The organism is Halomonas sp. PA16-9 (genome assembly GCF_009728585.1).
GTDB classification, from domain to species: Bacteria; Pseudomonadota; Gammaproteobacteria; order Pseudomonadales; family Halomonadaceae; genus Vreelandella; species Vreelandella titanicae.
The window spans coordinates 41,475-54,673 of the sequence record NZ_CP040451.1 but is presented as its reverse complement, the minus strand read 5'-3'; the positions used below and the strand labels follow the sequence as shown (position 1 = coordinate 54,673).

The window sequence follows — 13,199 nt, the reverse complement described above, 5'->3', positions numbered from 1 at the left end:
AGTATGGATGGCTTCAACTAACACTGGCAGTGCATCTGCCGCTGCAAGGAACCACAATGCCGCTCCCACTTTTGCTGTTTGACTGTGATGGCACTCTTGTCGATAGTGAGCCGCTACTGGCTGAAGAGATGGCTGCCGGGCTCAATTCAGTAGGCCTGCCTTTCGCGTCTACTGATTATCTTGGCGAATTTCGTGGAGCGCGCTTTCGACGCATCGTTGCTGAACTGCAACAACGCTACGGTAACGTTGACCCTGACCAGCTTGACCGCATGGAAGTCTCTATGCGAGCCAATCTAGCCACCCGGCTTGCCCAAGAGCTGACCACCATCCCCGGCGCCCAAGAAGCGCTGGATACTCTGGCGGCTTATCCCAGTGCAGTGGTTTCTAATGGACCTGAAAGCAAAATTCATACGGCTTTAGAAGCGACAGGGCTCAGCCACTACTTCGGTAAACGTTTTTTCAGTGGCTATACCGCTAATTGCTGGAAGCCCGAACCCTGTTTACATCTACACGCAGCGAGTATCATGGGCTATTCAGCGCATGACTGCATTGCCATAGACGATGCCTTAGTAGGCGTACGCGCGGCGCTTCAGGCGGGAATGACGGTGATCCACTTAAACCGTTTCCCGGATGCCGAGACAACGCCTGAAAACGCTATCATGATTAGTAATATGTATCAGCTACCCGCTGTAGTGGAGCGACTCACCCGTGAGTATTGGCAAACCCCTGTGCCCCAACACTCAATTGGAGGATAAAAATGGCCTCTTTACGAGACCAGCTCGGTGGGCTGGTTTATTCCACCGAACATGGCAAAACCTGCCCCACTTGCCGCGAGCCACTCAATGACTGCCACTGCGATGATCTGAGCGAACAGCAGCGGCTGGCGGCGCTTGATGGCGTAGTACGCATTCGCCGCGAAACGAGTGGCCGTAAAGGTAAAGGCGTAACCACCGTCAGTGGCATTCCTCTGCCTGGCGAAGAGCTTAAAACGTTAGCTAAAACGCTTAAAAAGCGGTGTGGAACGGGTGGGGCAGTTAAAGAGGGTATTATTGAAATTCAAGGCGACCACCGAGACACCCTGCGTCAGGAGTTAAGCGCCCTTGGCTACCAAGTTAAACTCGCTGGGGGTTAGCCTCTACGCCACTATAACTTTCCATCGGGGCTTACCATCGGGTAAGTCGCTATAGAGCAAGGCACTGCAATGGCTTGGCTGGAATACGTGCTACCCCTAATTTTTTTATTCCCCATGGCGGCAATGGCCAGTATTGTCCTCGCGCTGCGCAGCCTGCACGATGCTCGCGTTCACTCTCCCTTCAACGTCCCCCTTCATGAGCCGGGCCAAGCGCTACGGCACCGCCTTGACCAAGCGTTTTCCAGCCTTTTTTTAAACGGTGCATTAGGGCCCATTATCAGCCTCGCCCCGCTAGTTTACGGAATGGGCCGTATGTTGTTTGTGGATAAACAGGATTGGGTTGAGTGGGCGCTGTATGGGCTACTTAGTACGTTGCTGGTACTGACTTTTTCATTATTGCTGGTACGCGACTATCAGCGTATCCGACGGCTAAAGTTAGGCTTAGCCTGTGAGCTCGCCGTTGGCCAAGAGCTGGAGCGCTTAGTCCGCCCTGATGCACACCCTTACTATGTATTTCACGATGTGCCTACCGATAGCTTCACGATCGATCACGTCGTAGTAACGCCCCATGGCGTATTTGTGGTTGAGACACGGGCAAGAACACTCGCTATCGGCACCGATGGCAATGAGCTCAATACAGTCGCGGTGGAACGCGAGCGGTTGCGCTTTCCCCATTGGCAAGAGCGTCGGCCACTGCATAAAACTCGCCAAGGGGTTAACTGGCTGACTCACTGGTTAGAGCGGCGCTGTGGCGTGCCCGTCCCGGTACGGGGCGTATTGGTGCTGCCGGGTTGGAAAATAGATAACAGCGAAGCCGCTCCTGATATTTTAGTGGTCAGCGGGGACACGCTTGCTAAGCAGCTGACCGAGCTGACCCCAGGCCCACTCAACGATGCCATCCATGACAAGGTCATTAATGTGCTTCTTGAGCGCGCTCAGTTGATGGAGTTGAAGCACCTGAGCCAACCTTCGGTTTAATTAAACAGTACTCAATCACCGCGCAGTCGGCCGCCCATCTCCTGGGCTAGATCCACCGCGTAGTGGTCTGTCATCCCACCGATAAAGTCCAGCATTCGCCGATAGCTATCGTAGAGTGACCAAGATGGCAGGGGCGTGTTTTCACCTATCAGGGCCAGTACACGCTGGTGTTTAAACGATGAGTGCCCTGTGTGGTGAAGCTCGTGTGCAGCGCCAATAAAGGCTTCCAACAGGATACCCAGTGTCGTATAGGCGCCAATCTCGAGCTTCGCCTTACGCTCATTCTGGAAAATGCGCTCTCGAGCCAACTGCTTCGCCGCTTGAACGCCCCATCCCAGGTCAGGGTGGCACAACTCCAACAGATCCTCACTGAGTGTGCCGCTCAGCAGGGCCTGCTCGTGCTGCACAAACACCGTGCCAACATCATTGACCGCGCGCTCCATCGCAGCTCCTCGCAGCAGTGCAATGCGGCGCCGCTGTGACACATTACGATCTTGCATTTCGGCATACTCGGGCGGAAACTCTCCGGCAATTTGGCGCAGTATTTCGACAACCTCTTCATAGCGCAAGATGCCCATCTCCAAACCATCTTCCAGATCCAACAGGGCATAGCAGATATCATCTGCCGCCTCGACCAGCCACGCCAGTGGATGGCGACACCAGCGCTGCTCGCATTGGGGCAACAACCCTACCGCTTCAGCCACCTCTTTGAGCAGCACCTGCTCTGACTGATAGGCGCCAAACTTGCCCGCTCGACCACCATAACGAACCGTCCAAGGGTATTTAAGCAATGCACCCAAGGTGGCCGCAGAAAGCCGCATACCGCCATTAAACTGGTTATATTCGATCTGGGTAATCACCCGAAAACCCTGGGCGTTGCCTTCATAGGTCAACAGATCTTCGCGCTCAGCGTCTGAAAGGCCTTCTAACAGGCCACTGCTTTGAGCGCGCTGAAACCAATCACGGATTGCATACTCTCCCGCATGGCCAAAAGGGGGATTCCCGATGTCATGTCCCAGGCACGCTGTTTGGACAATGACGCCAAGGTCAGCAGGCGTAATCCATTCAGGCAGGCGATCGCGCAGCAACTCCCCCACAATCATGCCCAAGGAGCGACCTACACAGCCAACCTCTAGCGAGTGAGTTAGGCGAGTATGGATATGATCGTTTTCGGTTAGCGGATGCACCTGGGTCTTGCGCCCTAGGCGTCTAAATGAACCTGAGAAAACAATACGGTCGTGATCTTTATGAAACGGGCTACGACCGATTTCACGGGTACTTGTTGAGCGTTGATCGTGAAGACGACGTGGGGAAAGTAACTGTTCCCAGCGCATCTGAGTCATGGGCATTCCTCCTGGAGGAGTGCATTCTGACATAAAACGCCGTAAAACCGCACGTTAGTGTGAGGCGTGAGGCGTGAGGCGTGAGGCGTGAGGCGTGAGGCGTGAGGCGTGAGGCGTGAGGCGTGAGGCGTGAGGCGTGAGGCGTGAGGCGTGAGGCGGAACAGGATATTCGGGCGATAGCCATTCACCAACGCTTCCTGCTCACGATTCACGACTTACCCTTTACTGCTCACCATATACTCCTCACACCTCACCGTTTACCCCTCACAACCTCCCCCTCACGCAAAAAAAATCCCCCAAGGCATCAGCCCTGGGGGATTTTTCATAATAAGTGCCTGACGATGACCTACTCTCGCATGGGGAGACCCCACACTACCATCGGCGCTAAGCGGTTTCACTTCTGAGTTCGGCAAGGGATCAGGTGGTTCACGCGTGCTATGGTCGTCAGGCGTAACAGGTAATGTACATCATGCTGACGAGCAGGCTTTCTAGCGTTGCTTGCTCAATTGTGTGCGTCTCATCGCCTGTCGCCCTGGCGTTATGTCGCTTGGGCCACACGCTGCGTATCCGGTTTAATGTGACGTCATCATCGACCAGACCCCTTGGGTGTTATAGGGTCAAGCCTCACGGGCCATTAGTACACGTTAGCTCAACGCCTTGCAGCGCTTCCACACCGTGCCTATCAACCAGCTGGTCTCGCTGGGCCCTTCAGGAGGCTCTAGGCCTCAGGGATGTCTCATCTTGAAGGGGGCTTCCCGCTTAGATGCTTTCAGCGGTTATCCCGTCCGACCATAGCTACCCGGCAATGCCACTGGCGTGACAACCGGAACACCAGAGGGTCGTCCACTCCGGTCCTCTCGTACTAGGAGCAGCCCTTCTCAAACATCCAACGCCCACGGCAGATAGGGACCGAACTGTCTCACGACGTTCTAAACCCAGCTCGCGTACCACTTTAAATGGCGAACAGCCATACCCTTGGGACCGACTTCAGCCCCAGGATGTGATGAGCCGACATCGAGGTGCCAAACACCGCCGTCGATGTGAACTCTTGGGCGGTATCAGCCTGTTATCCCCGGAGTACCTTTTATCCGTTGAGCGATGGCCCTTCCATACAGAACCACCGGATCACTAGAACCTGCTTTCGCACCTGCTCGACGTGTCTGTCTCGCAGTCAAGCACCCTTATGCTCTTGCACTCAATGCACGATGTCCGACCGTGCTGAGGGTACCTTCGTGCTCCTCCGTTACTCTTTAGGAGGAGACCGCCCCAGTCAAACTACCCACCACACACTGTCCTCGATCCGGATAACGGACCTGAGTGAGAACGCCAATGATGCCAGGCTGGTATTTCAAGGTTGGCTCCCTCCGAACTGGCGTCCAGAGTTCAAAGCCTCCCAGCTATCCTACACAGGCAACATCAGCGTCCAGTGTGAAGCTATAGTAAAGGTTCACGGGGTCTTTCCGTCTAGCCGCGGGTACACCGCATCTTCACGGCGATTTCAATTTCACTGAGTCTCGGGTGGAGACAGCGTGGCCATCATTACGCCATTCGTGCAGGTCGGAACTTACCCGACAAGGAATTTCGCTACCTTAGGACCGTTATAGTTACGGCCGCCGTTTACCGGGGCTTCAATCAAGAGCTTCGCCTTGCGGCTAACACCATCATTTAACCTTCCGGCACCGGGCAGGCGTCACACCCTATACGTCCGCTTGCGCGTTAGCAGAGTGCTGTGTTTTTAATAAACAGTTGCAGCCACCTGGTATCTTCGACCGGTTCGGGCTAGGAGAGCAAGTCTCTTCACCCTATGCCGGCGTGCCTTCTCCCGAAGTTACGGCACCATTTTGCCTAGTTCCTTCACCCGAGTTCTCTCAAGCGCCTTGGGATTCTCACCCTGACCACCTGTGTCGGTTTGGGGTACGGTCGCACATGATCTGAAGCTTAGAGGCTTTTCCTGGAAGCGTGGCATCAGTGACTTCCTGACCGTGGTCAGTTCGTCTCGTGTCTCGGCTTTAAGACCCCGGATTTACCTAAGGTCTCGGCCTACTCACTTTCACCAGGACTACCAACGCCTGGCTCACCTAGCCTTCTTCGTCCCCCCATCGCAACCATGTCCGGTACGGGAATATTGACCCGTTTCCCATCGACTACGCCTTTCGGCCTCGCCTTAGGGGCCGACTCACTCTGCTCCGATTAGCGTCGAACAGAAACCCTTGGTCTTCCGGCGAGGGAGTTTTTCACTCCCTTTATCGTTACTCATGTCAGCATTCGCACTCGTGATACCTCCAGCGAACTTCTCAATTCACCTTCATTGGCTTACACGACGCTCCTCTACCGCTCATTCCTAAGAATGAACCCGTAGCTTCGGTACCTGGTTTAGCCCCGTTACATCTTCCGCGCAGGCCGACTCGACTAGTGAGCTATTACGCTTTCTTTAAAGGATGGCTGCTTCTAAGCCAACCTCCTAGCTGTCTGAGCCTTCCCACATCGTTTCCCACTTAACCAGGATTTCGGGACCTTAGCTGACGGTCTGGGTTGTTTCCCTTTTCACGACGGACGTTAGCACCCGCCGTGTGTCTCCCACGCTCTACTCACCGGTATTCGGAGTTTGCCTCGGGTTGGTAAGTCGGGATGACCCCCTAGCCGAAACAGTGCTCTACCCCCGGCGGTACTACGTGAGGCGCTACCTAAATAGCTTTCGAGGAGAACCAGCTATCTCCGAGCTTGATTAGCCTTTCACTCCGATCCACAAGTCATCCAAATCTTTTTCAACAGATCCTGGTTCGGGCCTCCAATTGATGTTACTCAATCTTCACCCTGCTCATGGATAGATCGCTCGGTTTCGGGTCTATATCCAGCGACTGTGTCGCCCAGTTAAGACTCGGTTTCCCTACGGCTCCCCTATACGGTTAACCTCGCCACTGAATATAAGTCGCTGACCCATTATACAAAAGGTACGCAGTCACAGAACAAGTCTGCTCCTACTGCTTGTACGCACACGGTTTCAGGATCTATTTCACTCCCCTCTCCGGGGTTCTTTTCGCCTTTCCCTCACGGTACTGGTTCACTATCGGTCAGCCAGGAGTATTTAGCCTTGGAGGATGGTCCCCCCGTCTTCAGTCAAGGTTTCTCGTGCCCCGACCTACTCGATTTCACATGATCAGATTTTCGACTACGGGGCTATCACCCGCTACGGCCACGCTTCCCAGCGTGTTCGCCTAATCAGTCATGCTTAAGGGCTGGTCCCCGTTCGCTCGCCGCTACTAGGGGAATCTCGGTTGATTTCTTTTCCTCAGGGTACTTAGATGTTTCAGTTCCCCTGGTTCGCCTCGTACACCTATGTATTCAGTGCACGATACTCATCTTATGATGAGTGGGTTTCCCCATTCAGAAATGCCCGGGTCACAGGTTGTTGCCACCTCACCGAGCCTTATCGCAGGCTACCACGTCTTTCATCGCCTCTGGCTGCCTAGGCATCCACCGTGTGCGCTTCATTGCTTGACCCTATAACCCGAAGGAGTCTGGTATCTCGCAATGATCACGTTTCATTTTGCCGGATACGCTTGAGACGTATCACAATTTAAGACCACTTCTTGCGAAGTGTTCTTGTCAGCATGATATACATTGTTAAAGAGCGACTGCTATAAGCAGTGATAAGGCAACGCCGAAGGCGTCTGGCTTATCACTGCTCATCAACAGCTATCTGATCAGGTAATTCATTGTGGACGCTTACCGACTGTGACGCATCGTTTAAGGAGGTGATCCAGCCGCAGGTTCCCCTACGGCTACCTTGTTACGACTTCACCCCAGTCATGAACCACACCGTGGTGATCGCCCTCTTGCGTTAGGCTAACCACTTCTGGTGCAGTCCACTCCCATGGTGTGACGGGCGGTGTGTACAAGGCCCGGGAACGTATTCACCGTGACATTCTGATTCACGATTACTAGCGATTCCGACTTCACGGAGTCGAGTTGCAGACTCCGATCCGGACTGAGACCGGCTTTAAGGGATTCGCTGACTCTCGCGAGCTCGCAGCCCTTTGTACCGGCCATTGTAGCACGTGTGTAGCCCTACCCGTAAGGGCCATGATGACTTGACGTCGTCCCCACCTTCCTCCGGTTTGTCACCGGCAGTCTCCTTAGAGTTCCCGACATTACTCGCTGGCAAATAAGGACAAGGGTTGCGCTCGTTACGGGACTTAACCCAACATTTCACAACACGAGCTGACGACAGCCATGCAGCACCTGTCTTACAGTTCCCGAAGGCACACCAGAATCTCTTCCGGCTTCTGTAGATGTCAAGGGTAGGTAAGGTTCTTCGCGTTGCATCGAATTAAACCACATGCTCCACCGCTTGTGCGGGCCCCCGTCAATTCATTTGATTTTTAACCTTGCGGCCGTACTCCCCAGGCGGTCGACTTATCGCGTTAACTTCGCCACAAAGTGCTCTAGGCACCCAACGGCTGGTCGACATCGTTTACGGCGTGGACTACCAGGGTATCTAATCCTGTTTGCTACCCACGCTTTCGCACCTCAGTGTCAGTGTCAGTCCAGAAGGCCGCCTTCGCCACTGGTATTCCTCCCGATCTCTACGCATTTCACCGCTACACCGGGAATTCTACCTTCCTCTCCTGCACTCTAGCCTGACAGTTCCGGATGCCGTTCCCAGGTTGAGCCCGGGGCTTTCACAACCGGCTTATCAAGCCACCTACGCGCGCTTTACGCCCAGTAATTCCGATTAACGCTTGCACCCTCCGTATTACCGCGGCTGCTGGCACGGAGTTAGCCGGTGCTTCTTCTGCGAGTGATGTCTTTCCTACCGGGTATTAACCGATAGGCGTTCTTCCTCGCTGAAAGTGCTTTACAACCCGAGGGCCTTCTTCACACACGCGGCATGGCTGGATCAGGGTTGCCCCCATTGTCCAATATTCCCCACTGCTGCCTCCCGTAGGAGTTCGGGCCGTGTCTCAGTCCCGATGTGGCTGATCATCCTCTCAGACCAGCTACGGATCGTTGCCTTGGTAAGCCATTACCTTACCAACTAGCTAATCCGACATAGGCTCATCCAATAGCGGGAGCCGAAGCCCCCTTTCTCCCGTAGGACGTATGCGGTATTAGCCTGGGTTTCCCCAGGTTATCCCCCACTATCGGGCAGATTCCTATGCATTACTCACCCGTCCGCCGCTCGTCAGCGGGTAGCAAGCTACCCCTGTTACCGCTCGACTTGCATGTGTTAGGCCTGCCGCCAGCGTTCAATCTGAGCCATGATCAAACTCTTCAGTTTAAGATCTATGCGGTTCTTACCCGCCACCCGAAAGTGACAGAAGCGAACCAAACTTGGCTCAAGGTTCAAACGAATTCATTCAACTGTTGTTTAAAAACTTTCGTTTAAAAACTGTCGTTCTCATGACCGCTTGCCTTGATATTTGGTGATTTGCCACCAACATCAGCAAGCGCCCACATGAATTACCTGATCAAATTGTTAAAGAGCTGTTTCGCTGCTTGATTGCTGTGAAAGCAACCGGGCTGCCGTTGACTTGGCTTGCCTCAGCGAGGAAGGCGTATTCTACGCATTTCCTGGTGGTTGTCAATCGCTGTTTTTTTAGCGAGTGAGGCGAGCGACACAACCTGCTCTAACCTCCTGACAAACCAAGGCTTTTACACCTTATTCACCGCTGGTAACGCTTGGCGTCCCCGGCAGCGGATGCGTACTTTACGGATTCGCTGACGGGTTGGCAAGCGGTTTTGTAGAAAAATTACAAATTAGTCATATTGAGTGGATTAAACCCCTTCGGCGGTACCCTCATTGGCGGTTACACTAGACTCATCTACCACCTTGCTGAGGTCCGCCATGAGCCACCACCTGCTAACAGTCGACTCATTAAACCGTGAAAGCGTTGATCATTTACTGCGTGTGGCTGCACGCATGGAGCCGATTGCTCAACGGCGCCAAGTGACACGAGTGTTGGAAGGGGCGGTACTCGGCAACCTGTTTTTTGAAGCCAGCACTCGTACGCGGGTAAGCTTTAATGCTGCCTTTTGTCGTTTAGGTGGCAGTGTGTGTGACACCACGGGCTTCACTTTCTCCTCTATGGCGAAGGGAGAGTCACTATATGACACCAGCCGTGTAATGAGTGGCTACTGCGACGCCATTGTAATGCGCCACCCCGACCAGGGCTCGGTGGCTGAGTTTGCCGCGGCGACGAATGTACCGGTTATTAATGGTGGCGACGGCCCCGGGGAGCACCCCAGCCAAGCACTACTTGACCTTTATACGATTGATAAAGAGTTTCAGCGCCTAGGTAAATCACTGACCGGTGCGCATATTTTACTCACCGGCGACTTGAAGTACGGCCGTACCGTACATTCACTGATTAAGCTTTTATCCCTCTATGACCCGCTGCGCATTACCCTGGTGTCGCCGCCGGGCCTTGAGATGCCTTCCAAGCTGATTGACTTAGTAGCCTCTCGCGGCCACCGCATTGAGCAGCGCGATTCTCTCGCTAGTGATTTTGCCGATTTAGATGTGGTGTACACCACACGGATACAGAAGGAACGCTTTACCGACGAGATGAATGAGAGCTTTCAGGGGCTCTCTGACGACTTTATGGTTAACCGCGATTTTCTCGATCACCGCTGCAGCCAAAGCACCATTGTGATGCACCCGCTACCCAGGGATAGCCGCCCCGGCGCGAATGATTTAAACGTCGACCTTAACGGCGATCCGCGTCTGGCGATTTTCCGCCAAACCGATAACGGTATCCCCATGCGAATGGCGATTTTCGCGACACTGCTCAATGTCGATGAGCTAATCGAAAAAGAGCTACGCCCCGTGCGCTGGTACGTACCCACCCAAACGGGCACGCTGGATCGTTAAAGCGCAAAAGTTTAAGGGTAGGAATTTCAAGGTAGAACTTATAGAGAAAGGCGCCCGCCAGGCAAGCCTTCCTGGTGGGCGAACCAGCCTTCAAGAATAAGAATAGCCGCAATGCCATCGACACTGTCTTGGCGATAATTGCCTTTATGGCCCGCCTCGCGAGCGATTAGCTTAGCTTCTCGCGTGGTGCCACGCTCATCGACCATTTCACACGGTTTACCAAAACGGCCATGCAAACGATTACCGAACTTGCGAGCGCGAGTGCTCATATCTGACTCGCTACCATCCATATTCAACGGTAATCCCACCACTAACAGATCCGGCTGCCACTCGTTAAGTAGCCGTGACACGACATTCCAATCGGGAATCCCATCCCTTGCCGTCAGCGGAGTGAGCTCGCGCGCACTGCGCAGCAGCTCGTTGCCCACCGCCACACCAATACGCCGAGTGCCGTAGTCAAAGGCCAGGATTAAGCGCTGCCCCGCTTCGGCCATCAGGCGTGCCCCGCGTCTCGGGTCATTAGGTTAAGATCAATACCGAGTAAACCAGCCGCCGCGGTTAAGCGCTCAACGGGCGGGGTATTGAAGAGCACGTTGCTCTCGGCTTCTACCGTTAGCCAGCTGTTCTCCTTCAACTCCTCTTCCAATTGCCCGACTTCCCAGCCCGCGCAGCCTAAGCAGACTAAAAAGTGCTCTGGCCCCTCGCCAGCGGCAAAGGCCTGAAGAATATCCAGCGAGGTGGTCAGCGCAATACCGTCCTCCACCTGGATACTCGAGTCCCACTGCTGACTATCGCCGACATGCAGAATGAAGCCACGGTCTTTATGCATAGGCCCGCCATAATAAACCGGCGCATTACGATGTGGGCTTGTTTCACCGCCTAATTCCAGCTGATCAAACAGCGCCTCAAGCGTGATCTCTAACGGTCGGTTAGTAATCACCCCCATGCAGCCGTTGTTATCGTGATCGCAAAGATAGATCAGACTACCGGCAAAATTAGGATCTTCTAAATGCGGCATAGCCATTAGAAAGTGATGTTTCAAACTTTGCATGCGTCTCCCACTGCCTGCTGGCATCTCAGCAGACATAGCGTAATAAGTGTCATTATAAGAGTGAAGCCGTGCCTAGGCTAAGCGGCGCTCGATGGCATCCAGCAGTAAACCGGCAATATTGGTGCCCCGCTGATCATCAATTTCACGCACACAGGTGGGGCTGGTGACGTTGATTTCAGTAATATAGTCACCGATGACATCGAGGCCGACAAACATTAAGCCTTTGTCCCGAATCATGGGCTGTACCTGCTGAATTAGCCAGCGATCACGATCAGTAAGCTCGCGACTCACGCCCCGCCCTCCGGCAGCTAGATTGCCACGAGTCTCGCCCGCAGAGGGTATACGCGCCAGTCCAAAAGGAACGGGCTCACCATCGACTAACAGAATACGCGTATCGCCATTCTTAATTTCCGGCAGGTAGCGCTGGGCCATAATTTGCCGCTGCCCGCGCAAGGTAAGCTGCTCAATGACCGCGCCGATATTACGGCCTTCCGGGCCAATATGAAAAATGCCGGTACCGCCCATGCCATCCAGTGGCTTGAAGATTACATCGCCGTGCTCCGCATGGAAGGCGCGCAGTACATCGTCGCGGCTGGCCACAAGCGTCGGCGCGCAGCACTGAGGAAACTGTTGCGCAAACAGCTTTTCATTACACTGCAACAGCGCTGCCGTGGGGTTAACCACCAGCACACCCTCACGCTCAGCAAAACCTAATAAATGCACGGCGTTAGTGAAATCGGCATCGACGGGCGGATCTTTACGCATCAGCACCACATCCAGCTCAACCATTGGACGCGCAGAGGGCTCGCCCAGGTCGTACCAGTGGTTCGGATCACGATGCACCGTTAACGGCCGCATACGTGCGTAGGCTTGCCCTGCATTCAAGAAAAGGTCTTCCTGCTCCATATAGTGCAGGGTGTAACCGCGCTCCTGGGCGGCCCATAGCATGGCCATGGTGGTGTCTTTCTTGTAAGCGATGTCGCTGATGGGATCCATCACAACGCCGAGATGCAGATTTGATTGGCTCATCGGGGGCACTATCCAAACATAAACAATTGATGCTCAGTATGCCGTACTGCTCGCCCGGCTCCAACTGCCCCGCTAACTACTCGCTAAGCGCGCCGGGCACTAAGCGGATAGCTCCAGGTTCTAGGGTAATCAGCTGCTGCTTATAAAGCCGCCCAATGGCCTGTTTATAGGCGCTTTTACTCACCCCTAAACGGGCTTTAACTTCATGAGCAGGGCTTTTATCCCCCAGCGCCAAATAGCCGCCGCTTTCACGCAATACCTGCAGTATCTTATCGCCCACCACATCCAAACGAGCCGCACCTGGCGGTAGCAGCGAGATATTTAGGCGACCATCTTCACGACGCTGCTTTACGTAGCCCTTGACTGATTGACCACGGCGCAATGGCTGGGTGACGTCGTCCTGGTAAATAAGCCCCCAGTAGCGGTGATTCACCACCACCTTCATACCCAGATCAGTACGCTCCGCCACTATGACGGCGACTTCGTCACCCTTTTCCATGGCCCAGGCGTCATCGGTCAAAAAACGATCCAGCTTCATCGACGCCACTGGCCGCCCCTGGTCGTCGCTATACAGCATGACCAGTACACGTTTGCCGGGATCAGGGCGGAACTGCTGCTCACTAAACGGCAGCAACACATCCTTCGGCTGCCCCCATTGCAAAAACGCCCCGATGTTATTGACGGCCGTGACCGTTAGGTACGCCACTTCTCCCAACTGGGCGGCTGCATCGCTGGCGGATCGGGGGGATGAGTGTGACTCACGCACCATGGGTAACGTCCTTCAAGAAAATA

General features: G+C 54.3%; 9 protein-coding genes and 3 rRNA genes. 4 read left to right on the top strand and 8 right to left on the bottom strand.

Annotated elements, in window-relative coordinates:
• Positions 1 to 56: 56 nt before the first annotated feature.
• The 3 genes from FDY98_RS00245 to FDY98_RS00235 all read left to right on the top strand — a co-directional run bounded on the left by FDY98_RS00245 (position 57) and on the right by FDY98_RS00235 (position 2,110).
• On the top strand, positions 57 to 755 hold the full coding sequence (locus FDY98_RS00245) for an HAD family hydrolase (RefSeq protein ID WP_027958964.1): 699 nt from the start codon (positions 57 to 59) through the stop codon (positions 753 to 755).
• A gap of 2 nt (positions 756 to 757) precedes the next feature.
• On the top strand, positions 758 to 1,132 hold the full coding sequence (locus tag FDY98_RS00240) for a translation initiation factor Sui1 (protein WP_027958965.1): 375 nt from the start codon (positions 758 to 760) through the stop codon (positions 1,130 to 1,132).
• A gap of 69 nt (positions 1,133 to 1,201) precedes the next feature.
• Positions 1,202 to 2,110 (top strand): nuclease-related domain-containing protein, encoded by a 909-nt coding sequence (locus FDY98_RS00235; RefSeq protein ID WP_009288695.1) that lies wholly within the window; start codon positions 1,202 to 1,204, stop codon positions 2,108 to 2,110.
• 11 nt (positions 2,111 to 2,121) lie between these two features.
• Here the strand turns inward: FDY98_RS00235 and FDY98_RS00230 are convergent, their stop codons facing one another.
• The 4 genes from FDY98_RS00230 to FDY98_RS00215 all read right to left on the bottom strand — a co-directional run bounded on the left by FDY98_RS00230 (position 2,122) and on the right by FDY98_RS00215 (position 8,734).
• Positions 2,122 to 3,453, bottom strand: a complete 1,332-nt coding sequence (locus FDY98_RS00230) for a deoxyguanosinetriphosphate triphosphohydrolase (RefSeq protein WP_027958966.1) — start codon at positions 3,451 to 3,453, stop codon at positions 2,122 to 2,124.
• A gap of 333 nt (positions 3,454 to 3,786) precedes the next feature.
• Positions 3,787 to 3,902 (bottom strand): 5S ribosomal RNA (gene rrf, locus FDY98_RS00225).
• Between the two features lie 164 nt (positions 3,903 to 4,066).
• A 23S ribosomal RNA gene (locus tag FDY98_RS00220) occupies positions 4,067 to 6,954 on the bottom strand.
• A gap of 247 nt (positions 6,955 to 7,201) precedes the next feature.
• A 16S ribosomal RNA gene (locus FDY98_RS00215) occupies positions 7,202 to 8,734 on the bottom strand.
• The 16S, 23S and 5S rRNA genes sit together here, the layout of an rRNA operon.
• 567 nt (positions 8,735 to 9,301) lie before the next feature.
• Here FDY98_RS00215 and FDY98_RS00210 point away from each other — a divergent pair.
• Positions 9,302 to 10,327: an aspartate carbamoyltransferase gene (locus FDY98_RS00210; RefSeq protein WP_027958465.1), complete on the top strand. Its 1,026-nt coding sequence runs from the start codon at positions 9,302 to 9,304 to the stop codon at positions 10,325 to 10,327.
• Positions 10,328 to 10,365: 38 nt separating this feature from the next.
• Here the strand turns inward: FDY98_RS00210 and ruvX are convergent, their stop codons facing one another.
• The 4 genes from ruvX to FDY98_RS00190 all read right to left on the bottom strand — a co-directional run bounded on the left by ruvX (position 10,366) and on the right by FDY98_RS00190 (position 13,176).
• Entirely contained in the window at positions 10,366 to 10,821 is a 456-nt protein-coding gene (gene ruvX / locus FDY98_RS00205; protein WP_022520995.1) for a Holliday junction resolvase RuvX, read from the bottom strand.
• Positions 10,821 to 11,378, bottom strand: coding sequence for a YqgE/AlgH family protein (locus tag FDY98_RS00200; RefSeq protein ID WP_027958466.1), 558 nt, complete (start codon positions 11,376 to 11,378; stop codon positions 10,821 to 10,823). The genes ruvX and FDY98_RS00200 overlap by 1 nt, the downstream gene beginning before the upstream one ends.
• A gap of 72 nt (positions 11,379 to 11,450) precedes the next feature.
• The gene (gene gshB, locus FDY98_RS00195) at positions 11,451 to 12,407 is read right to left on the bottom strand and encodes a glutathione synthase (protein WP_027958467.1); all 957 of its coding nucleotides are present in this window, start codon (positions 12,405 to 12,407) and stop codon (positions 11,451 to 11,453) included.
• Positions 12,408 to 12,483: 76 nt separating this feature from the next.
• On the bottom strand, positions 12,484 to 13,176 hold the full coding sequence (locus tag FDY98_RS00190) for a CvfB family protein (protein WP_027958468.1): 693 nt from the start codon (positions 13,174 to 13,176) through the stop codon (positions 12,484 to 12,486).
• Positions 13,177 to 13,199 lie beyond the last annotated feature (23 nt).